The organism is Soonwooa purpurea, from assembly GCF_053891095.1.
Genome location: NZ_JBSSMA010000005.1, coordinates 79,649 through 103,042 on the forward strand (window position 1 = coordinate 79,649; position 23,394 = coordinate 103,042).

Sequence of the window (23,394 nt, forward strand, 5' to 3'; positions counted from 1 at the left end):
TGCAAATATACTTATTTAAAGAATTTCAGATTCTATGAATTGCTAAATATGCTCAATTTCTTTAAATGTAAATAATTTATCTTAAGTTTGTGAAAATTAAAATAAAATAATTAGTATGAAGAGAGTTTTACAAGTGGTTTTCTTGTTTTTTGTGTTTTCGTTATCGTTGGGTCAGTCGGCTCAGTTGGTGGGTAAGAAAATTGCGGATTACAAATCGAGCAAACAAAGTTTTACCACTTACAATTTGTTTCAGCAAAGTAATGCTTTGGCAAAACAAGCGAAATTTCAATTGGCGGCAAGAGATGCGATTGCATTGGATCTTAACAAAGTACAGCTGAAAGAATTGGTGGCAAAAAGACCAACAGCTGTAGAAATTTCTGTTCCGTTTCGTGATAAAGAGATTACTTTAGAATTAATTCAAAATGATATTTTCGGAGGTCAGAATAATTTAACAATTCAAACGGATCAAGGTGAGTTTAAATCTTACGAACCTGGTGTTTATTATCAAGGTATTATTAAAGGCGATCCGACGTCGGTGGTAGCATTTAGCTTTTTTGAAGACGATGTTGTAGGTCTTGCCTCAGATCTTAAAGTGGGAAATATTGTGGTTGGAAAAGCAATAGATTCTGAAGATTTTTTAATTTATTCGGATTCAACCTTGACGGGTGCTAGCCCTTTTGTTTGTAAAGCTGATGAGTTGATGGAAAATCAAAGTCAGAATTTTTCTTTTGATCCATCTACTGTTAATAAAAAAGCGGAAACTACAGAAAATTGTGTACGTGTTTACTACGAAATTTGTAATAAACCTTACAAGCAAAATTCTAGTAATATTACAACAACGACCAATTGGATTACGGCGATTCATAATAATATAGGAACTTTGTATAATAACGACGGCGTGAAAATGTCGCTACACGAAATTTTTATCTGGACAACTGCAGATCCTTACACAGGCGATTATGGCGAAAATTTAGCGCAATTCCGTGCAACGCGTACGACTTTTAATGGTGATTTAGCGCATTTGGTTAACTATCCATCAACTACGAGTGTGGCTTATCTTAACTCGCTTTGTTCAAATTCTAAATATGCCTACTCTGGAATTTCTATGAGTTATGCTTCTGTACCGACCTATTCTTGGACTATAATGGCAATGACGCATGAGATGGGACATTCTCTAGGTTCGCCTCATACGCATGCATGCGTTTGGAATGGTAATAATACGCCTATTGATGGTTGTGGTGCTGTAGGTGGTTTTTCTGAAGGTTGCGATGGTCCACTTCCTGCTAAAGGAACCATTATGAGCTATTGTCATCTTGTGGGAAGTGTTGGGATTAATTTGGCTTTAGGTTTTGGACCGCAGCCAGGCGCATTGATTCGTCAAACTGTAGATTCGAAATCTTGTCTTAATACAGATTGTATAACGGGTTGTAATCCTACCGTCTCGGCACTTCAGATGTCGAATATAACGAGCAATTCTGCAACAGCAACCATTGTTGATACAAAAGGCGGGACAGAATGGAAATATAGAATAACCAAGCCCGATGGCACTATTGTGAAATCCGGAATTGTTACTAATAAAGTTATTAATTTGACCAATCTGGATTCTAATACCTATTACTATGTTTTGGTGGGGGTTAATTGTGGTGGCGAGAATTCTTATGCGGCAAAACAACTTATTTTGACCGATGCGCAATGGTGTAATTCTAATCTTAAATTTACCGATACAGGAGGAGAAGCGGATAACTACGGTAATAGCGAAACTGTTATCAAAACCTTTACACCAGCCGATCCTAATGATAAAATTAAATTAACGTTCTCAGAATTTGTGACAGAGCAAGGCAGCGATTTTATGAGAATTCATAATGGTCCAAGTATTGGTTCTCAAGCATTTTTGGTGAATGGAAATGTTAATATATCAGGGAATTTGGATCTTGGAAGTTTCGAATCTACACACGAGACAGGCGCCATTACAATTAGATTTATTTCAAATGCATCTGTTGTTGAAAAAGGTTGGGTAGCACAGGTTGAATGCAAAAAATTGTCAAGTATAGATATTAAAACAACCAGCTTTTCATTAGCACTTAATGCATCAAAAACCAGTCTGAATTTAAAATCTAATAAAACAATTGATAAACTTGAACTTTTTGATATGAATGGGAAACTTATTCACACATCGTTAACCTTGGATAACAACTCCGAAATCGCGATTTCTCATTTGCCAACAGGCGTTTATGTAGCATACGCTCATATTGATGGTCAAGTGATTTCGAAGAAATTTGTGAAATAAATTAAAATATATTCTTCTAAAAAAAACAAAAGCGCTTGTGAATAACGAGCGCTTTTTTTATTTATTTTTGTCCCGTCCTGAAATAGCGATACAAAAAAAATAATCGTTATTATGGAAGAAAGAAAAATTTATGTAAAACGCACTCAGCGCGATTACAGCATGTCTTTTAAGTTGAACGTTGTAAAAGAAATCGAGTCTGGAGAACTCTCTACCACTGGTGCTTGCCGAAAATATGGCATCCAAGCCCGAAGCACAGTTGTGAGTTGGCTCAGAAAATTTGGTACCTTTGATTGGGAGAACCAATCCCCATCGAATATGCCAAAGTCACCAGAACAAAAGATTATGGAGCTTGAAGCTCAAGTAAAACTTTTGCAAAAACAGAAGACCTTTCTTGAAAAACAGGCTTATGTAGCGGATAAAAAAGCTATTATTTTCGACATGATGATTAACCTTGCCGAAGAGGAATATCAAATTGATATACGAAAAAACTCACCACCCGAACTATCGAATCTTTCCGAAAGGAACAAAAAGAAACCATAAGTTTCTCCTGTGAATTGTTCGGGGTTGACCGACAGGTTTATTATCGTCATTTAAAGCGAAGAGCAAAGCGGCAACAAAATGCACAGCAGGTTGTGGATTGGGTAGAAGAAGTGCGAATGGTTCATCCCAAAATGGGTGGAAAGAAGTTGTATTTTCTTTTGAAGGAGAAGCTTGAAGATTTAAGAATTGGCAGAGACAAATTCTTTGATATCCTAAGGGCTAACCATTTGTTAATCATCCCTAAAAGATGTTATCACAAAACTACCAATTCATATCATCGTTTTAAGAAACATAAAAATTTAATTAAAGATTATCAATGCAGAAAACCAAATAATGTATGGGTGTCGGATATCACCTACTTGGGAAACAGAGAAAATCCTGCCTATCTAAGTTTAATAACCGACGCTTATTCCAAAAAAATCGTAGGCTTTGATGTGTCGGATTCTTTGGCTACAGCATCTTGTTTAAATGCTCTAAAAATGGCATTGAAAAAAGAAAACCCGAAGAGTCTTATTCATCACTCAGACAGAGGTTTACAATATTGTTCCGATGATTATCAAAAGTTATTAAAAAAGCATAAAATACGTTGTAGTATGACACAAGAATCAGATCCTTATGAGAATGCCATAGCCGAAAGAATTAATGGAATTTTAAAACAAGAGTATGAGGTCAAACAAACCGTAAAAGTTTATAATGAGTTAAGACCGCATTTGTCAAACTATTATTTAACACCGATGCAAATGCACCAGCAACAAGAATTAATACCAAAAACGTACAAAAAGAAAAACAGTACAAATACGAATATATGTACTGTTTAAAATAAAATTTTATTAGTCTAATCCTGTATCATTTTTTCAGGACGTTACATTTTAAAACTTAAGAATCGAATTCGATGTAGATCTTTTCGCCCATATTCATTCCGAATAAAGAGGCGGCGCCATTGTGAAGACTTCCTTTGTAGACAGTAAGTTCCAGAAGCTTGTTGTCGTTAAAAATGACTGCCGATTTGCCATGATATTCGGCTTCGTCATTCCAATCTGCCACAAGGTCTGTGTATTGATTGTAAATTTTGGTCAAAACGATATTCCTAAATTTTATAATAAAACTTGTTGCATTACTCATATGAAGCTCAAACAAACTACGATGTATATTGGAAACAACATTTCCAAAATTGTCCACATACATTACTTCGCCAATAATCATTTTTTCGGAAGCTTTGTAACTCGCATTTACAAAATAGGTTTCTTTGGTTTCGGTAATAAGTTTTCCGATAACTTCTGGCACGCCACCGTTATACAGATGTATGGCTGCTGGCACAAAAATATCTGTTGCGGTGAAGTTAATTGTATCATCAAACCTTTTATTTAAAGTAATTTCAAAAATATAATCAGGTTTAATATCAAAAAAAATAAGATTGAGAATACCATTGTCTGCTGCTAAAAAATAATGACCATCAATTTTGACTAAAATATTTTTTCGGTCTTTATGGAAAAAGCTGTCAACGCAAATAATATGGATGCTACCTTCAGGAAAATTTTTATAAGAACTTCTAATAACGTAAGCTGCCTGCTGAATGTTGTATGGCAAAATATCATGCGTGATGTCAACAAGTTTGATATCTTCATTCATGCTCAAAAGACTTCCTTTAATGCAAGCGACGCGGTGGTCGACAGTTCCGTAATCGGAAGTTAAACTTATTATAGGCATGCAATTTCTTTTGCGCAAAATTAATGATAAATATCTTCTCGGGTCAAGCATTTCGTCAAATCAATTCTTATATTTGTTAGGAATAACACAGTATTTTTTATGTACGAACTCAATTACGAAATTAATGACATAGACACCAAGATGTTTTATGGTGTACAAAATCAGTATTTTAATCTTATAAAATCCAGCTTTCCAACGCTCAAAATTACAGGTCGCGACAATTATATTTTTGCCATGGGAAATCAAGATACTTTGGATATTTTGAAAGGGCGACTAGATGATATGGTGTCCTTTATTTCCAAACATAATTCGATAGATCTTAAAAACGTTGAATCCATTCTTAAAATTAAAAATGAAGAAGAAAAACAATTGCTTTTTGATCAGAATATTATTGTAAAAGGCGTCAACGGAAAAGTTATAAAAGCTAAAACATCGAATCTTAAAAAACTGGTAAAAACGAGTGATAAAAAAGATATGGTGTTTGCTATTGGGCCTGCTGGGACAGGGAAAACCTACACGAGTGTTGCTTTGGCGGTGAAAGCGCTTCGCGATAAAGAGGTGAAACGCATTATATTAACACGACCCGCTGTGGAAGCAGGAGAAAGTTTAGGATTTTTGCCTGGCGATCTTAAAGAGAAGTTGGACCCCTATTTGCAACCTTTATATGACGCTTTGCGCGATATGATTCCGCACGAGAAATTGGAAGGCTTTATAGAAAAAAAAGTCATCGAAGTGGCGCCTCTGGCTTTTATGCGCGGCCGTACCTTGGATGATGCTTTTGTGATTTTGGATGAAGCGCAAAATACGACACATTCTCAAATGAAAATGTTCCTCACCAGAATGGGAATGAATGCCAAATTCATTATTACAGGTGATCCCAGTCAGGTGGATCTCCCCAAAAATCAACAATCTGGACTTCGGGAGTCGATGCGAATTCTGAAAGATGTGGAAGAGATAGGTTTTGTGCATTTAACAGAAGAAGATGTGGTGCGCCATCCTGTTGTGAAGAAAATAATTTTAGCATATAATAAGGAAGAGCAATATAATCATCAGAATAAATGATTTTTTTGTAAAAAAAATAATGATATATTTGCAAAGTTTCATTGATATGGAAGATAAGGTATGAAATGTATTTTTGCTTTTTTGAGTTTTGTTGTAATGCTGAATTGTTCCTCGCAGCATCAACAAGAGAACCAAATGCCGTTAGAATTTGAGATTGTTCACCAATCCAAGTTCGATGTCCTAGAGGATTATGCATTTGTGTTATTGAAAAACCAAGAAGAAATAGACAATATTTATAAATATTTGTCAGCTTCACCAAAAGGATTACGACAAATCCCGATTCCGAGTTATGATGAAAATGAAACTTTAATCGCAATAAGTGCGACGCCAAAATCTAAAAATGATATCGATATTAAATCTGTAAATTTAATTGGAGATAAAATAAATATCGAAATTATAGATGTGGATAATCCACAATTAGGAACCAGTGGACGACTGAAAAGTCTTGTAATAATCAAACTTTTGAATAATTATAAAAACAAATCAATAAACTTAATTATAAAATAATTACTATGGTTAAAAATTTCTTTACGTTTGCTGCGGTAATAGTTTCAGCTTCTGTATTTGGGCAAGCCAATTATTGGAGTAAAACTTCAAATGTTGCAGGAAAACAAGTTACAGAAAGACAATCTCAACCTATGCAATACAAATTGTATAATTTGAATTTGGATAAATTGAATGGTGCTCTACAAACGGCGCCTCAGAGATTTTCTAACGATGAAAGTTTAATCTTAAAGTTTCCTGATGCTAATGGGAATTTTGTTGATTATATAATTCAAGAAGCTTCGGTACTTTCTCCAGAACTACAAGAAAAATATTCTGATATTCGATCTTATGTTGGTTATCAAAAATCGAATAAATCTAATACTATTAGATTTAGCGTGACGCCAACAGATGGTGTTAATATTATGTATTTCGATGCAGGAGAAGTTAGCTATATGGATACTTATACCAAAGACAAAGGGACTTATGTCGTGTATAAGAGAAAAGATCTTAAAGCCAACCCAGAACAATTTAATTGTGGTTTCGTTGAAGAAAATAACGATGTTATCCCAGGAGTTGGAGAGGTTGATAGCAAATTCCCTTTAGTACAAGATGGAAAATGGAGAACCTACCGTTTAGCTTTAGCTTGTACAACGCAATATTCAACCTTCCATGTGAATAGAGCGGGGATGAGTCAAGGTACTGTTGAGCAAAAGAAAACTGCTGTCTTAGCAGCAATGGCAGCATCTATGACACGTGTTAATGGTGTTTATGAAAAGACGATGTCTTTAACTATGGTTTTGGTACCTAATAATGACCAGGTTATTTTCTTGACTAGTGCAGATTATCCAGCTTCAGGAGGTTACACCAATAATGATGGTGCGGCTATGTTGGATCAAAACTTAAGAATCTGTAATGAAATAATAGGTTCTGCAAATTATGACATAGGACATGTTTTCAGTACTGGAGGTGGTGGTATTGCTCAGCTTAATTCTCCATGTGGAACAGGCAAGGCAAGAGGTGTAACGGGATCTTCTGTACCAACTAATGATGCGTTTAATATTGATTATGTAGCACATGAAATGGGGCATCAATTTGGTGCAACGCATACCTTTAATAACAATACTGCTGGTAGCTGTGCAGGTAATAGATCCTTAGCTACAGCTTATGAGCCAGGAAGTGGTAGTACAATTATGGCTTATGCAGGTATTTGTACGGCAACACAAAATGTACAAAGTAGAAGTGATGCGTATTTTCATACCGCATCTGTTAACCAGATGTATAATTTTATATCAAGATCAGCAGATTGTTCTGTAAAAACTAATAATAACAATCAACCACCAGTGGTAGCTGATTTGTCAGATTATACTATTCCAAAAGGGACGCCATTTGCGCTATCAGCAACAGCAACAGACCCAGATGGAGATGAGGTTACTTATCTTTGGGAACAGTTGGACTCACAAAATAGTACACAGCCGCCCGTGTCGACTGCCACTTCTGGGCCAGTTTTTAGATCGTATTTTCCAGTGGTTGGAGGAACAAGATATTTCCCTAGAATGCTAGACCTTCTTAATAATGTTGATAATAAATGGGAAGTCTTGCCAACGGTAGCTAGAAATCTTAATTTTACGTTATTGGTTAATGATAACAAAGCTACGGGAGCACAATCGGCTAGAGCTAATATGCAGGTTGTAGTGTCTAATGTTGGGCCTTTCAAGGTGACTTCGCATGCTACTAATGCACAGTATATGGGAGGTTCTACTACAACTGTAACATGGGATGTTGCGGGGACAAACGCTGCGCCAGTTAATACTCAGAATGTTCAGATTTTATTATCAAAAGATTCTGGTGAAAACTTCGATATAGTTTTGGCGGAAAATGTGCCGAATACAGGTAGTGCCGAAGTGACTTTGCCAAATGACGATATTGCGACTGCAAGAATAATGATTAAAGCAAAAGAAAACATTTATTTTGCTATTAACTCTACTTATTTCTCCATCAAAAAAGATTTGGCGGTTAATGATATTACTAAAAAGTCATTCACGGTTTATCCGAATCCTGCAAAAGGAGAAGTTAGCATTGCATTGTCTAACAAATCTTCAGAGGCTAACTATATGATTTATGATCAATCAGGTAGATTGTTGAAACAAGCTAAAGTGCCAACAACTGAGAAAATTAATGTTTCCGACTTAGCTACAGGTACTTATCGTATTGTTGTTAACGCTAATGGTACTGTGAATAGTCAAAATTTAGTTATTCAGAAGTAATTTTTATAAATTTATAATATTCGAAAAGGCTTGTGTTTGCAAGCCTTTTCTGTTTTTATTTAATAAAAATATCATAAAATTTGTTAAATTAAGAAATAGTATTATATTTGCTGTGTGAAAATAACAATTGTAATTATTTATTTATTTAATCTATTGTTTGATTTTATTCACTTAAATAATGCCAAAATGTGAAGATAATTTCAATGTAATATAGTATATTTTGATTGTAATTGTTTTTAATAAGGGATTTGATAATTAGTAAACTCTTAAATATATATTAATAAAAATTTTAAAATCATGAAAAAATTATTCTTAGTAGGTGCGTTAGCACTTTTTGCGTCGATGAATGCACAGCAATTTGGAATCAAGGCAGGTATGAATATTTCTAGTCTTAATGGAGATGTAGAGAATGTGAAATCTAAAGTTGGTTTTAGTGCTGGTGTATTTGCGCAATTTCCAATCTCGAGCCAATTTACATTCCAGCCAGAAGTTTTATACTCTGGACAAGGAGCTAAAGAAAAAGAAGATGGTTTTGAAGCAACTTGGTCTATGGATTATATTGCGGTGCCTTTGATGTTTAAATATAACTTAGCAGAGAAATTTAGTTTAGAAGCTGGTCCTCAAATAGGTTTTTTAATGAGTTCAAAATTAAAAGGTGATGGTGAATCAGTAGATATTAAAGATGAAATGAAATCTACAGATTTTGCAATTAATTTAGGTGCAAATTATGACATTATGCCAAATTTATTTATTGGTGCTAGATATAGTGCTGGTCTAACAAATATTATAAAAGATTCTGATGATTTTAAAGTTAGAAACAATGTGTTTTCTGTATCATTAGGTTATAAATTTTAATTAAGCCAATCTATATTTTATATTAAGAGCACTTTATAGTGCTCTTTTTTTTAACATTAAATGCACTTTTTGATGAGTTAAATAGTACAAAATAATAATCTTTTGTATTTTCTAATATCTCGCTAAATTTTTTATAATGGGTTTGGTTTCGGAATTTTCTGTTGTAAGTGTTGAGGTATTTTGTTAAATAAGGTATTTTGTTTATTAAAATAATAATTTTTCATATTGATGTTTACGTGTTGTATGTAGTTATATAATTGGTTTTTGTATGTATAATCATGTTTTTAATTAATATGATTTTTTTCATAAATAGTGTTAAAAATTTTAAGATTAATTATTGTAATTTTGCGCTATTAATTTTTAATAAAATGAAAAAAGTAATTCTAGTTGGTGCTTTGGCACTTTTCGGAGCAGTTAATGCTCAAATTGCAAAAGGAACTGCATTTATTTCTGGTACTGTAGGATATCAAGGTCAAAAAAATAATAATAATGATGTAACTAATGATTCGTTTACAGTTGTTCCAACTGTTGGATATTTTGTTGCTCCTAATGTTGCAGTAGGATTAGGTGTTGGTTATGCATCTGCATCAGAAAAAGGAAAATTTAACGGGGTTGATTATAAAGACACTACTTCAGCATTCGTTATTGAACCATTGGTAAGAAAATACTGGAATGTTTCAGATAACTTCTTATTGTTTGGTCAATTGTCTGTGCCAATGGCATTTGGTAATGACAAAGCTGAGGTTGCTGGTAAAGAAGTTGGTAAAGATAAATTCTCTTCTTTTGGAGTGGTTGTAAGACCAGGTATCGATTATGTAGTTGCTCCTAACTGGACTATCGAAGCTACTATCGGTGAATTCGGTTACAGATCTGCTAAATATAAAGATGCTAAAAGTGTAGATAACTACAACTTCGGTCTTGATTTAGGATCAGTTACTTTTGGTGTTAAATACCTTTTCAAATAAGATTTAATTCTTATAAAAATACAAAAGAGCTGTCAATTAATTTTGATAGCTCTTTTTGTGTGCACAAAAAAACTCACTTCTAAAATTTTAGAAATGAGTTTTTATATTTATTAGGTTTAAAACTATTTACCTCCAAAAAGCCCGCCGCCCATGCCTGGCATATTTGGCATTTTGCTCATCATCTGCATCATTTGTTTACCTTGAGGACCTTGCATCATTTTCATCATTTTTCCCATTTGGTCAAACTGTTTCATAAGTTGGTTAACTTCTTCCAGGCTTCTTCCGGCGCCTTTTGCGATACGTTGCTTTCTAGGCATGTTAATGATAGATGGTTTTCTTCTCTCGTCAGGAGTCATGCTATGGATAATTGCTTCGATATGTTTGAAGGCATCGTCGCTAATATCAACATCTTTGATGGCTTTTCCTACGCCAGGAATCATCCCCATCAAATCTTTCATATTACCCATTTTTTTGATTTGATTAATCTGCTTTAAGAAATCATCGAAACCAAATTCGTTTTTAGCAATTTTTTTGTGAAGTTTTTTTGCTTCTTCCTCGTCAAATTGTTCCTGAGCTCTTTCTACTAAGGAAACAACGTCACCCATACCAAGGATTCTGTCCGCCATCCTTTCTGGATAGAAAAGATCCAAAGCTTCCATCTTCTCACCAGTAGAGATGAATTTGATAGGTTTCTCAACAACAGAACGAATCGTCAAGGCTGCACCACCTCGCGTGTCACCGTCCAATTTGGTAAGGACAACACCATTGTAGTTAAGGACGTCGTTGAAGGCTTTTGCTGTGTTAACGGCGTCTTGCCCTGTCATGGAGTCAACAACGAATAATGTTTCTGTAGGTTTTACAGCTTGATGAACATTGCGGATTTCGTTCATCATTTCTTGATCAATTGCCAAACGTCCCGCGGTATCGATGATGATAACGTCGTGGTTGTTTTGTTTAGCAAAATTAATGGCGTTTTCAGAAATGCTAACAGGCTTAAGATTTCCATCTTCTGTATATACCGGAACTCCAATCTGAGCGCCCAAAACTTTTAGCTGATCAATAGCAGCAGGACGATAGACGTCACATGCTACCAATAGAGGTTTTTTACTTCTTTTTTGTTTAAGATAATTGGCTAACTTTCCAGAAAAAGTCGTTTTACCAGAACCTTGCAAACCAGCAATCAAAATAATTGTCGGCTTTTCAGAAAGGTTGATGCCTTCTTGTGATCCTCCCATAAGATCCACCAATTCGTCATGGACGATTTTGGTCATCAACTGGCCAGGTGTTAAAGAGGTCAATACATTTTGACCAATAGCTTTGTCTTGAACTCTTTTGGTGAGGTCTTTTGCTACTTTGTAGTTAACATCGGCATCTACCAAGGCACGACGAATTTCTTTAACCGTTTCGGCTACGTTAATCTCGGTAATTTTGCCTCGTCCTGATATATTGTGTAAGGCTTTATCAAGTTTGTCTTGTAAACTATTGAACATTGTTTAGAAAATTAGATTTGCAAAAATAACGAATTTATAATAAATAAAGTAGTTCTGAATAATTTTTGGTAGTTTTGCCAAAATGAAGAATCTGAAGCTTATCCCAACGTACGCGTTATTATTTCTTTTGTTCTCTGCTTTGATGTTCTTGGTTCAATGGATATTGGAGACTCAGGGCATTCTGAATTTAAGTTATAAAATCCATTTCTTGTTATTTTTCGTTACCTTAGTTGGGGTTGTAACAATGCTTTTGGTTTTTGGTTTAAAAAAGAAAAATATTATAGGCTTTATATTTTTGGGATTTGTAGTTTTTAAGCTTTTTGCGATAGGATATATTGCTTTGTTTGAATCAGATTTTAAAAACAATCTTTTAGTTTATTTTGGAATGTATTGGTTGTATCTTGCGGGAGAAGTTGTTCTTGTAGTGGCTTTGGTAAGAAAACAAGACGAATGTCATAAAAATATTTGAGTTAAAGGTTTCCCAAAATCGGATATTATTTTATATTTTTGCAAAAAAATTTTAGAAATCGATCTAGTCATGAATTTTAAAAAACTGTTAATTTTCCTTCATGTTTTTGTTTTTAGCTTTTCTTTTGTTAAAGCTAGCGAAACAGCTACAGTAGCAGGAACTGAGGAAAAGTACAATCCTGTACCGTTCATTATGCATCACATTGCTGATGGTCATTACTGGCATTTGTGGGGAGAGGGCGAAAACTCTGTTGGTTTTGCACTTCCAGTTATTTTGGTTGATAATGGATTGAAAGTTTTCAGTTCTTCAAAATTTGGTCACGAAGGTGAAGAAGTGGCTCATATTGATGGAAAGAATTACAAATTGTTCCATGGTAAAATCTACGAAACGGACGAACTAGGAACACTTACTATGCATAAAGATGAGAAAGGAGTAGAGCATCCTACGAATGCTAAGCCGCTGGACTTGTCTATTACTAAGGTTGTTGCACAAATGATTTTTGCAGCATTTATTCTTATTATTTTAGCTTTTGCAACGAAAGCAAGTTATAAAAAATCTGCTGTACCAACTGGTATTGCGAAGTTTATGGAGCCTCTTATTTTATTTGTTAGAGATGATATTGCTTTGCAAAATATTGGTTCGGTAAAATATAGAAGATATGTTCCTTATTTAGTGACTTTGTTCTTATTTATTTGGATTCTTAATATTTTAGGACTTGTTCCTGGCGCGGCTAACACAACAGGTAATATCGCTTTTACGATGATGATGGCGGTGTTTACATTGTTTGTAGTTAACCTTAGTGGTAAAAAAACTTACTGGATGCACATGTTAGATCCCTTAGGAAATAATATGCCTTTGGGTGGTAAAATATTGGTGTATATTATTTTGGTTCCGGTAGAATTGTTAGGAATTATTACTAAACCTTTTGCCTTAATGATTCGTCTTTTTGCAAACATGACAGCAGGGCACATTATCATCATGAGTTTGATCGCTTTGATCTTCATCATGAAAACATATATGATCGCTCCTGTGTCTTTAGGTTTAACATTATTTATATACGTGTTAGAAGTATTAGTGGCAGCATTACAGGCTTATATCTTTACAATGTTAACAGCACTGTTTATCGGATCAGCGGTGGAAGAACCTCACCACGATCATTAAAATTATTAAAACAATAAAAGCAACTTTTTAAATTATATATTATGGCAATCACAGGTAGTGTAGCAGCAATCGGAGCTGGTTTAGCAGTTCTAGGCGTTGGATTAGGAATTGGTAAAATTGGTGGAAGCGCTATGGAAGGTATCGCTAGACAACCAGAGCAATCAGGAAAAATCCAAACTGCAATGATTATCGCAGCAGCTCTTATCGAGGGTGCTGGTCTATTCGGTATCGTAGTAGCATTACTAGGTAACGGATAAGAAACAATTAAGGATTCTGCAAACGGTTGGTTTGTAGAATCCTTTTATTAAACTAAAACAATTATAACTTTAATATACATTTAGATAATGGACTTATTAACGCCTTCAATTGGTAACTTATTTTGGACAGCAGTTGTATTCCTTTTACTTTTGGCTTTATTAGCTAAGTTTGCATGGGCTCCAATTTTAAGTGCTGTGAGAGAAAGAGAAAACAACATTCAAGATGCTCTTAACCAAGCTAAATTAGCTCGTCAAGAAATGTCTCAACTGAAAGAAGATAACGAAAGAATTCTTCGTGAAGCAAAAGTTGAGCGTGATGCTATCCTAAAAGAAGCCAGAGACATGAAGGATAAGATCGTTAGCGATGCTAAAGAAGTTGCAAAAGTAGAAGGAGACAAAATGATCGAATCTGCTAGACAATCTATCCAAACGGAAAAGAATGCTGCTATGGCAGATATTAAAAACCAAATCGGTACTTTATCTGTAACTATTGCAGAAAACATCCTAAAACAAAAGTTAGATAACAACGAAGCGCAAACAGCCCTAGTTGAAAACTTAATCAATAAGTCTAACCTTAACTAAAAACAATGCTAACATCTAAAGTTGCAAAAAGATACGCGCAAGGTCTGCTAGATTTCTCCAAAGAAGCTGGTAGCACAGACGCTATTTTCCAAGAAATGCAAGATGTGGTAAAAATCATGTCTGAGTCAAAGGAGTTGAACCAATTTTTCAACACTCCTTTTATCGATGCTAAAAAGAAAATAGAAGTTGCTGGAGAAGTTTTTAAAGCTTTTTCACCTGTTGCGCAAAATCTTGTAAAATTGACTATTAAGCAAGGACGAGAGTCCCATCTTAAGCAAATAGCACAAGAATTTATTAACAAAGTGGAAGATATTAGAGGTACAAAACGTGTATCGGTAACATCTGCAACAGCTTTGTCAAAAGAAACTGTAACGGATATTTTGAAAGCCTCAAAGCTTATCCCAACCAATACAGATTTTGAAGTGGAAAGTATTATCAAACCAGAAATTCTTGGAGGTTACATTCTAAGAGTTGGTGATAAACAAATCGACGCTTCTGTGAAAACAAAACTTAATAACATTAAGAAAGAATTTCAACTTAATTAAGAAAAAACAACCATAAAATGGCAGAAATAAATCCAGCAGAAGTATCCGCGATACTGAAGCAACAATTAGCAAATTTCGATACGCAATCTAACGTAGAGGAAGTAGGTACTGTACTCTCTATCGGGGATGGTATTGCACGTGTTTACGGTTTAGAAAACGTACAATACGGAGAATTGGTAAAATTCGAAAGTGGTGTTGAAGGTCTAGTACTTAACCTAGAAGATGACAATGTAGGTGTTGCTCTTCTTGGCGAATCAAAACTTGTAAGAGAAGGAGATACTGTTAAAAGAACCAACACAATCTCTTCTATAAAAGTAGGAGAAGGAATGTTAGGTAGAGTTGTTGATACATTGGGTAACCCTATTGATGGTAAAGGTCCTATCACAGGAGATCTTTACGAAATGCCACTAGAAAGAAAGGCTCCAGGGGTAATCTTCAGACAACCTGTAACGGAACCTTTACAATCAGGTATCGTTGCAATTGACTCGATGATTCCTGTAGGTAGAGGGCAAAGAGAGCTTATCATTGGTGACAGACAGACTGGTAAAACAACTGTTGCGATTGATACGATTATCAACCAAAAAGAATTCTATGATGCTGGACAACCAGTATTTTGTATATATGTTGCTATCGGACAAAAAGCGTCTACTGTAGCACAAATCGTTCAGACTTTAACGGACAAAGGCGCTTTAGCTTACACAGTTGTTGTAGCGGCTAACGCATCAGACCCAGTTCCTATGCAGGTGTATTCTGCAATGGCTGGAGCTGCTATCGGAGAATACTTCCGTGACACTGGTCGCCCAGCGTTAATCGTTTATGATGATTTATCGAAACAAGCTGTTGCTTACCGTGAGTTGTCTTTGTTATTAAGAAGACCACCAGGACGTGAAGCTTATCCAGGTGACGTTTTCTACCTTCACTCAAGATTGTTAGAAAGAGCAGCTAAAGTTATTGCTGATGATAACATAGCTAAGCAAATGAATGACTTGCCAGAATCTCTTAAACCTATCGTAAAAGGTGGTGGATCTTTAACAGCACTTCCAATTATTGAGACTCAGGCCGGAGACGTATCTGCATACATCCCAACTAACGTAATTTCGATTACAGATGGACAGATTTTCTTGGAGTCTGACTTGTTCAACTCTGGTGTTCGTCCAGCGATCAACGTAGGTATCTCTGTATCTCGTGTTGGTGGTAACGCACAGATCAAAGCAATGAAAAAAGTATCTGGTACATTGAAGCTTGACCAAGCGCAGTACAAAGAGCTAGAAGCATTTGCTAAATTCGGATCTGACTTAGATGCAGCTACATTGGCTGTTATCGGAAAGGGTGAAAGAAACGTAGAACTTCTTAAGCAACCAGTTAACTCGCCATTACCAGTAGAAAATCAAATTGCGATGATCTACGCAGGTACTGAAAACTTGCTAAAAAATATTCCTGTTAAAAAAGTTAAAGAATTCACTGTAGAATATATAGAATTCCTTAAAAATAAACACCCAGAAGTTATGGCTTCTTTGAAAGCTGGTAAAATCGATGATTCTATCACTGGTGTGTTAAAACAAGTTGCACAAGACTTAGCTGCAAAATATAACTAAAATTAGTTGATGGTTATTGGTTGATAGTTGATGGAGATTTCTATAACTAACAACCAACAACCGACAACCAACAACTAAAATCTATTATGGCAAACTTAAAAGAAATTAGAGGTAGGATTTCATCTATATCATCTACGATGCAGATTACAAGTGCTATGAAAATGGTTTCCGCGGCGAAACTAAAGAAAGCACAAGACGCTATCGTTATGCTAAGACCTTACTCTGAAAAGCTTCAAGAAATTATTGAAAACGTTAGCTCTAGTTCTGACTCCGAAAACGTGTCAGAATACGCAATACAACGTGAGGTAAAGAATGTTCTTTACATTGTTGTAACTTCTAACAGAGGTCTGGCAGGCGCTTTCAACTCTTCAGTTATCAAAGAGCTGAATCATCAACTTGCTGCTAATTCTTCTCAAAATATCGAGATTGTTACGGTTGGTAAAAAAGTATATGATGCGGTAAGAAGAAACAAGACTGTGTTCGAAAATCACAGTAACTTATTTGATAATCTTTCTTTTGAGAATGTTGCTAAAATGACTCAAAAAATTATGGATGAGTATAAGTTGGAGAAATTTGACAAAGTCTATTTAATCTATAACAAATTCATAAATGCAGCAACTCAAGAGGTTGTAACAGAACAAGTCCTTCCGATTGCGATGCCAGAAAAAACTGAAGAAATCAATGTTGATTATGTTTTTGAACCTGGTAGAGATGCGATTTTAAAAACGCTTATTCCAAAGTCAATCAAAACACAAGTTTACAAAGGTATTTTGGATTCTGTAGCTTCTGAGCATGGTGCCCGTATGACGGCGATGCACAAAGCAACAGATAATGCACAAGAGCTTAAAAATGACTTGGTTATTTTCTACAATAAAGCCCGTCAGGCTGCCATTACAAACGAAATTCTTGAGATCGTTTCTGGAGCAGAGGCGCTTAAAAATAGTTAATTAAAGTTAATAGTTAGTTTGGTAAAACGCATCGAAGATGATTCTTCGATGCGTTTTTGTTTTAGTTTGGAGACCATTCAACAAGTCAATGTCGCAGTTCGTCAATTTTTGGCTAATTTTTTCTTTCAAATGTTGATATTTGTTGGTGCCAAAGATATTAAGAAAAAATGCTTATTTTTTCTTACGAAAACTAATAACACGACAGGTGATTACAAGATTGCTTTTTTTCTTGCTTCCTTTCTTCGTATTTTCTCAGTCTAGCTATAGGACAGAGGTCATACAATATACTGATGGATTGACCTCAGATGTTGTGTTTGGAACATTCAAGAAAGATAATTTTATATATATATTTACACAAAAAGGTATCTCATTATATGATGGTTATGTATTTGTTCCACATAAAGAAATTTCGTCAAATGTAAGCAGCGTGACCGCTAATAACAAGACTATTTTTTTAGAAGAAAACGGAAAAGGACTTCTTAGATTTGATAATATTCATTCAAAAGTTAAAACTTTAATTCCTGTCAATTTTACAGATAGCAATCCCAATAATGATCATTTCAAAAATCTTTATTTAGCTAATGATTTTAAACTTTGGTCGACCGATTTCAATTATGTTAAGTATTTAGATTTAAAGTCTAACACACAAAAGAGCTTTCTTATAGATAAAAATAATAAGAAGCTTAAATATAATTTTCAGTTTATTCCTAGTAAGAATGGATTATTAATGTTTTCAAATTTTGGAGTTTATGAGTGGAATAAAGCGACAGATAAGCTTTCGTTAATAAAGCGTGAATCCATAAATAGTGGAATACAAGTAGGAGGGGATGTTTTTGTAATTTCGAAAGAAGCTTGGCTGGGAAAATGGAATGGGCAGGATTCTACTCATAAACAAATATTTTTGACAGCGACTGCAAAATTTGTTCAACAAAAAGTTTCCAATAACGTGTTGGCTTTATATGATGAAAATAAAATTTATCTATACAATATTCATTCTAAAAATATTGAGATTATCTTCAATGGTTTAGAGTTTATAAATCATGTTTCTTATGATGAGGATACCAAAATTTTTTGGGTTTCCACCAATAATGGTTTGCTGAAAGTGTCGAAAACTCAGAATAAAATACAATCAATTAAACTTAACAAACCTGATCCTCAAATAATTTCTGACATTGTTGAAGATGGTCTAGGACAAGTTTGGTTTGCAGATAAACAGCAACTCATCTACCGTCAGGATAAAGATTTTAAAATTAATGCTTTTCCAATTTCTGGAGTTCCAGAGAGGTTATCTATTCACAATCAATTTTTATATGTTGCGACAGACATTGGGATTTTCAGAAAAAATATCAATAATGATGCTGCTTTTGAAAAAATTATATCGACTAGTAGTTACAAACCAAAGTTAGCGAAAGTTTGGGATTCCAAAATTTGGGTACTTCCAGATGCCGGTCCCATTTGGGTTTATGATTTGAAAACTTTTCAAGAATTAAGTAATTATATTAACAATACAGCAAGTTTTTTTAGCACTAATTTATTTAATGATTTAATTGCAACATCCGATAAAATGTGGTTAGCGAGTTGGATGCCGCAAGACTTTGGTATTTCTTATTTTGATAAAAATTTGCGTGCTTTTAAACAAATTACAAAGCTTGGAAGCAATCAAGATAGGTTTGTTGCGGATTACTACAACCGTGCCGCTTTTTTACAAAATGGAGATGTTATTTTTTCTTCCTATGGTGGATGGAATGTCGTTAACCCCAAATGTGAGATTGTGAAATCTATGAATACCCGTGAGTTTAAAATCGAGAATGATAATATACAAGGCATTGCACAAGATTCCAGAGGAAATATTTGGTTCGGGTCTGGCGAAGGTTTGTATCAATTCAATCTTAAAACGGATAAAACTACGCGACTTTCAAAGATTGATGGCTTGGCTTCTAACAATATAACACAAGCCTTTTATTTAACAAAAGACGATTGGCTTTACTTTTCAACAGATTACCATGTCCAGAAAATTAATCTTAAAAATATTCTTAAAACAGAATTAATAAACGTTCTCAAACTAACGAGTATAAAAGTTAATAACGAGAATCTTACCGATACTGATGATCTTATTTTGAGTTTTAAAGAAAAGAAAATCAATCAATTAGATTTTAATTTTTCTGCACTCAACTTTGCTGATAAAGATAAGCTCATCTATCGTTATCGTATTAATAATGATATTTGGATTTATCTAGGCAATGAACCAAAAATTAGTTTGATAAAACCTGTTTCTGGTGATTACTTCATAGAAATCCAAGTGGGCGATAATCTAGGAAACATACAACCGAGAACTCTAAAAATTAAATTTGAAATTGTACCACCTTTTTACAAAACTTGGTGGTTTTGGATGCTAAGTCTTTTGTTGGTTGCATTTTTGACCTTTAGATTCACCTATTTTTTAGTAAGACAAGAAAAACAAAAAGGCATTCTAAAAAAACAAGCCAAAGAAAATGAAAACAAAATGTTGCGATCACAAATGAATCCTCATTTTATGTTCAATTCGCTTAATTCGATTAATAGTTTTATCATTCAGAATAAAGACAAAGAAGCTAGCAAATATTTAACAGCCTTTTCAAAGCTTATGCGAAAAATACTGGACAATTCTCAAAAAGAAGTTATAAGTCTTAAAGAAGAATTGGATACGACCCAATTGTATCTGGATCTAGAAGCCGTACGTATGGATTATAAATTTGACTATCAAATATTAATGTCCGAAGATGCCGATCCAGAAGCTGTGTATATTCCGCCACTTATTTTGCAACCTTTCTTGGAAAATGCGATTTGGCATGGTATTAATAACAAAAATGGAAACGGTCATATCGATATTAAAATCAACAGAGAACATTGTGATATAATTGTTATAGAGATCGAGGATGATGGCGTTGGGCGTGAAAAAGCGTCGGAGATCCGAAAATCTTCAGCGCATAAATCTTACGGTTTGGATATTACTAAAGAACGAATTTTAGGAATAAATAAGAAAAATTGGGTTGAGATAATAGACTTCTATGATGACGAACATAATGGTCGGGGAACGAAAGTAGTAATCAAAATAGTTAATAACCATGATTAAAACAATAATTCTAGATGATGAGCGACATTGCCTTATCACTTTAGAACATATTTTGAAACAAATAGAGGATGTAGAAATATTGGCGGTTTTACAAGATAGTCGAGAAGCAAAATCTATAATAGATCGTCTGAAACCAGATATTGTCTTTATAGATATTGAGATGCCTAATCTTTCTGGATTTGAAGTTTTGGAGCAGTTTGAGAGTTTTGATTTTAAATTTGTTTTTACTACTGCATATGACCAATATGCGATAAAAGCTCTTAAAATGAATGCCTTGGATTATCTTCAGAAACCTATTTCTTATGAGGACGTCGAAGATGTTATTGTGAAATTTCGTCAAGATCAAATACAAGCGTCAAAGGAGCAATTGAGTAATGTTTACAAATTTAGTAAAGATAAAATCCAAGATCGTTTAGCTTTATCCGTACAAGAAGGGCTTTTGTTCGTAATGATTGAAGATATTATGTATGTAGAAGCCAGCGGATCTTATTCTAATATTGTCATGAAAGATCAGACCAAATATCTTATCAGCAAAGGTATATCCATGTTTGAAGAAGTATTGTCAGACCATTCTTTCTTTTTTCGCGCACATAAATCTTATATGATAAGTCTAAAATTTGTTAAACAATACATTCGTGGTGATGGTGGCGAAATCGTAATGCATGATGGCAAATATGTCAACATAAGTCGCAACAAAAAAGCAGAGTTTCTTAGTCTTTTCCAAAAGATTTAATAAGAGATTTGTGATTACTTTTTCACCATTCAACAACTCAAATCCACCATAGGACAATTTCCGTAAAGGATTTTTATAACTAATGTAGAAATTTGACTAATTAAAAATCAAAGAATACATTAATTATGAAATCAAAAGCATTATTAATCTTGTTAGCATTATTTTCTCTCGTAGGTTGTAGAAAAGATGACGATACACCAGATCCTAAAATCTATCTTGAAGAGAATCCTCTAACAGGTTTTTTACAAAATTCTGGATTCTCTCAGAAGACACTCGATTATGTAAACTTCAATGTTAATTACGAATTTGGATATCGTTTTAGACCACTCGTAAAAGGCCAAATAAATGCAGTTAGCTACAAAATACCAGCTAATGCAACCAATGTGCGAGTGACCCTGTGGAACGCTTCTACAAAATCCCCTTTGAAAACTATAACAATCCCTAATGTTGTCGCCAATACAGAAATAAAACAAACTATAGAACCATTTTCAGTAGATCCCACTATAGAATATTTAATCTCCTATAATGGTAACGATTGGTATCACAGAAAAAAAAGTGATGACACAGGCATCATATATCCAGTGAATGTTGGTAATATTAGTATTACTGGATATAGTTTCGCTGGATCAACCGTTACGGAACAGACTTATCCAGTAAACAACTCCAATACCTATTATGGAGGTGACCTAAGCATTATATTCCAACAGACAGACTAAAAACCTATCTATAAGAGGTTGTCTCAAAAGTAAAAAATCATTAGATTTTGTCATTTAACCTCGTTCAGTTCGGCTAGAGCCTTGTGTCAACAGAAGGAAGGTCTTTAATAATCAGTATTTTAAATTTAGTCTCGCTGAAGCTTCGGTTTCTCATTTTCGCTTTACTTTATACGAAATGACACTTTTGAGACAGCCTCTTTTTTGTTATGTATTCTATTATGTGAATTGAAGAATAATACTGAGATTAATAGTATTTTACAAATAATTTTGATTCTATGGTATATCAATGTTGTAAAACGACTTTTTGTGAACATAATTCCACCATTCAACAATTCATATTCACCATTCAAAAATTGTAATTAATTGTATATTAAAATATTGTGGAATTTTGGAGTATTAAATAACAACAAAAACAAAACATTAATTATGAAGTCAAAAATTACATTATTCGTAGCTATACTTATCTATGGTTTGACTACTGCGCATTACCTTAAAGTAGAAGGTAAAGTTTTGAAAAACGACTGCAGGAATTTCAATTATTTTACAAGGGATAAATTATCCAATCTGCAATAATGGCGATTTTAACACTTCCACAATTTACTAAACTAACATAACAGAATTTGTAAAAATTGGTGCTCATTACATTAGAATACCTTAGATTATGAATACTGAAAAATAATAATCAAAACCCCGTGTGCATTTTGAAGTAAAGTAAAAGTAGCTGATAATCAACAGTATTTAATTACTTTAGTATAACTTATATAAAAACGAAAGCCGTTGTTTAACTTTAAAAGGACTTTTTTTGAACAAAACTTTGTTTACCATTGCGATAATTTAAACGCAAAGCAAGACAAGATTTATTCAGTACCATATTGAAAATAAGTATAAACAAAGGCGTTACACTTATTTATGAAATACAAAAAGTTAAAATATACAACGAGTTAATCAAAACTAAAAAATCCAATCATCAACGGTACTCTTAATCTTAAAATTACACTAGAAAATGCTACAAAAGTCAATAAGAGAATATAAAATAGATTTTTCTTCAGACATTTTGGATTATTCCTAGCATGTTTTCAAAATCAAAATAATTGATAGCATTTTGATTTAAAATATACTTCATCAATCAAAAAAAACGGACATGAAAATTAAACAATTAATATTAGCAATTGTTGCAGTGTTCTCTCTAAAAGGATTTTCACAACAATCAGTTAATACTTCGGGAGGCAATGCCTCAAGTGCGACTGGGAATATTTCTTATTCTATTGGACAGACGTTTACCAATACGTTCTTTAGTTCCAATCACTCCTTGTCCGAAGGTGTACATCAGGCATTCGAAATTTCTACTTTGGGAGTCGATAATCAACCTTCAATTAATTTGGAAATGAAAGTTTTTCCAAATCCAACAGCTTCAATGTTGTACCTAAGTTATCCTAATTATTCTAAAAACAAATCCAAGTATAATTTGTTTGACGCCTCTGGAAGGCTCGTAAGATCTGCAAATATTTCTAGTCAAGAGAGTCAAATTGATTTGCAAATAGAAAGCTCAGGAATGTATATTCTCCAAGTTTTCAGTGATAACCAAATATTGAAATCATTTAGAATTATTAAAAACTAAAAT

At 33.9% G+C, this 23,394-nt stretch carries 22 protein-coding genes; 20 read left to right on the plus strand and 2 right to left on the minus strand.

Features of this window, described 5'->3' with window-relative positions:
* Nucleotides 1-115: 115 nt before the first annotated feature.
* From ACVFVN_RS06245 to ACVFVN_RS06255, 3 genes are all read left to right on the plus strand, one after another.
* Nucleotides 116-2,287: a M12 family metallo-peptidase gene (locus ACVFVN_RS06245; protein WP_456234644.1), complete on the plus strand. Its 2,172-nt coding sequence runs from the start codon at nt 116-118 to the stop codon at nt 2,285-2,287.
* Nucleotides 2,288-2,398: 111 nt separating this feature from the next.
* Nucleotides 2,399-2,827 (plus strand): transposase, encoded by a 429-nt coding sequence (locus ACVFVN_RS06250; protein ID WP_456234645.1) that lies wholly within the window; start codon nt 2,399-2,401, stop codon nt 2,825-2,827.
* Between the two features lie 14 nt (nt 2,828-2,841).
* On the plus strand, nt 2,842-3,645 hold the full coding sequence (locus ACVFVN_RS06255; RefSeq protein WP_456234646.1) for an IS3 family transposase: 804 nt from the start codon (nt 2,842-2,844) through the stop codon (nt 3,643-3,645).
* Between the two features lie 58 nt (nt 3,646-3,703).
* Here ACVFVN_RS06255 and ACVFVN_RS06260 read toward each other — a convergent pair whose 3' ends face one another.
* Nucleotides 3,704-4,534, minus strand: a complete 831-nt coding sequence (locus ACVFVN_RS06260) for an SAM hydrolase/SAM-dependent halogenase family protein (protein WP_456234647.1) — start codon at nt 4,532-4,534, stop codon at nt 3,704-3,706.
* Between the two features lie 99 nt (nt 4,535-4,633).
* Between ACVFVN_RS06260 and ACVFVN_RS06265 the strand changes: the two genes are divergently transcribed.
* From ACVFVN_RS06265 to ACVFVN_RS06285, 5 genes are all read left to right on the plus strand, one after another.
* On the plus strand, nt 4,634-5,596 hold the full coding sequence (locus ACVFVN_RS06265; protein ID WP_456234648.1) for a PhoH family protein: 963 nt from the start codon (nt 4,634-4,636) through the stop codon (nt 5,594-5,596).
* A 135-nt stretch (nt 5,597-5,731) separates the two neighbouring features.
* Nucleotides 5,732-6,103, plus strand: a complete 372-nt coding sequence (locus tag ACVFVN_RS06270) for a hypothetical protein (RefSeq protein WP_456234649.1) — start codon at nt 5,732-5,734, stop codon at nt 6,101-6,103.
* Between the two features lie 5 nt (nt 6,104-6,108).
* Nucleotides 6,109-8,346, plus strand: a complete 2,238-nt coding sequence (locus tag ACVFVN_RS06275; RefSeq protein ID WP_456234650.1) for a reprolysin-like metallopeptidase — start codon at nt 6,109-6,111, stop codon at nt 8,344-8,346.
* A 297-nt stretch (nt 8,347-8,643) separates the two neighbouring features.
* A complete protein-coding gene (locus tag ACVFVN_RS06280) occupies nt 8,644-9,201 on the plus strand; it encodes a porin family protein (protein WP_456234651.1) in 558 nt (185 codons plus the stop codon).
* A 293-nt stretch (nt 9,202-9,494) separates the two neighbouring features.
* The gene (locus ACVFVN_RS06285; RefSeq protein ID WP_456234652.1) at nt 9,495-10,166 is read left to right on the plus strand and encodes an outer membrane protein; all 672 of its coding nucleotides are present in this window, start codon (nt 9,495-9,497) and stop codon (nt 10,164-10,166) included.
* A gap of 122 nt (nt 10,167-10,288) precedes the next feature.
* Here the strand turns inward: ACVFVN_RS06285 and ffh are convergent, their stop codons facing one another.
* Nucleotides 10,289-11,656 (minus strand): signal recognition particle protein, encoded by a 1,368-nt coding sequence (gene ffh, locus ACVFVN_RS06290; protein WP_456234653.1) that lies wholly within the window; start codon nt 11,654-11,656, stop codon nt 10,289-10,291.
* Nucleotides 11,657-11,738: 82 nt separating this feature from the next.
* Here ffh and ACVFVN_RS06295 point away from each other — a divergent pair, with 82 nt between their 5' ends.
* The 12 genes from ACVFVN_RS06295 to ACVFVN_RS06350 all read left to right on the plus strand — a co-directional run bounded on the left by ACVFVN_RS06295 (nt 11,739) and on the right by ACVFVN_RS06350 (nt 23,391).
* On the plus strand, nt 11,739-12,125 hold the full coding sequence (locus ACVFVN_RS06295; protein ID WP_456234654.1) for a hypothetical protein: 387 nt from the start codon (nt 11,739-11,741) through the stop codon (nt 12,123-12,125).
* Nucleotides 12,126-12,194: 69 nt separating this feature from the next.
* The gene (atpB, locus tag ACVFVN_RS06300; RefSeq protein ID WP_456234655.1) at nt 12,195-13,286 is read left to right on the plus strand and encodes a F0F1 ATP synthase subunit A; all 1,092 of its coding nucleotides are present in this window, start codon (nt 12,195-12,197) and stop codon (nt 13,284-13,286) included.
* Between the two features lie 47 nt (nt 13,287-13,333).
* Entirely contained in the window at nt 13,334-13,543 is a 210-nt protein-coding gene (atpE, locus tag ACVFVN_RS06305) for an ATP synthase F0 subunit C (protein WP_456234732.1), read from the plus strand.
* Between the two features lie 87 nt (nt 13,544-13,630).
* Complete coding sequence (locus tag ACVFVN_RS06310) at nt 13,631-14,125, plus strand: F0F1 ATP synthase subunit B (RefSeq protein WP_165137249.1); 495 nt, start codon at nt 13,631-13,633, stop codon at nt 14,123-14,125.
* Nucleotides 14,126-14,130: 5 nt separating this feature from the next.
* Nucleotides 14,131-14,670: an ATP synthase F1 subunit delta gene (gene atpH / locus ACVFVN_RS06315; RefSeq protein ID WP_456234656.1), complete on the plus strand. Its 540-nt coding sequence runs from the start codon at nt 14,131-14,133 to the stop codon at nt 14,668-14,670.
* A 17-nt stretch (nt 14,671-14,687) separates the two neighbouring features.
* Nucleotides 14,688-16,265 (plus strand): F0F1 ATP synthase subunit alpha, encoded by a 1,578-nt coding sequence (gene atpA / locus ACVFVN_RS06320; RefSeq protein WP_165137255.1) that lies wholly within the window; start codon nt 14,688-14,690, stop codon nt 16,263-16,265.
* 86 nt (nt 16,266-16,351) lie between these two features.
* Nucleotides 16,352-17,212, plus strand: coding sequence for an ATP synthase F1 subunit gamma (gene atpG / locus ACVFVN_RS06325; RefSeq protein ID WP_456234657.1), 861 nt, complete (start codon nt 16,352-16,354; stop codon nt 17,210-17,212).
* Between the two features lie 145 nt (nt 17,213-17,357).
* Nucleotides 17,358-20,324 (plus strand): sensor histidine kinase, encoded by a 2,967-nt coding sequence (locus ACVFVN_RS06330; RefSeq protein WP_456234658.1) that lies wholly within the window; start codon nt 17,358-17,360, stop codon nt 20,322-20,324.
* On the plus strand, nt 20,317-21,057 hold the full coding sequence (locus tag ACVFVN_RS06335) for a LytR/AlgR family response regulator transcription factor (protein ID WP_456234659.1): 741 nt from the start codon (nt 20,317-20,319) through the stop codon (nt 21,055-21,057). The genes ACVFVN_RS06330 and ACVFVN_RS06335 overlap by 8 nt, the downstream gene beginning before the upstream one ends.
* Before the next feature lie 125 nt (nt 21,058-21,182).
* On the plus strand, nt 21,183-21,773 hold the full coding sequence (locus ACVFVN_RS06340; protein WP_456234660.1) for a hypothetical protein: 591 nt from the start codon (nt 21,183-21,185) through the stop codon (nt 21,771-21,773).
* Nucleotides 21,774-22,199: 426 nt separating this feature from the next.
* A complete protein-coding gene (locus tag ACVFVN_RS06345; protein ID WP_456234661.1) occupies nt 22,200-22,346 on the plus strand; it encodes a hypothetical protein in 147 nt (48 codons plus the stop codon).
* Nucleotides 22,347-22,914: 568 nt separating this feature from the next.
* Nucleotides 22,915-23,391, plus strand: coding sequence for a T9SS type A sorting domain-containing protein (locus tag ACVFVN_RS06350; RefSeq protein WP_456234662.1), 477 nt, complete (start codon nt 22,915-22,917; stop codon nt 23,389-23,391).
* The last annotated feature ends 3 nt before the right edge of the window (nt 23,392-23,394 follow it).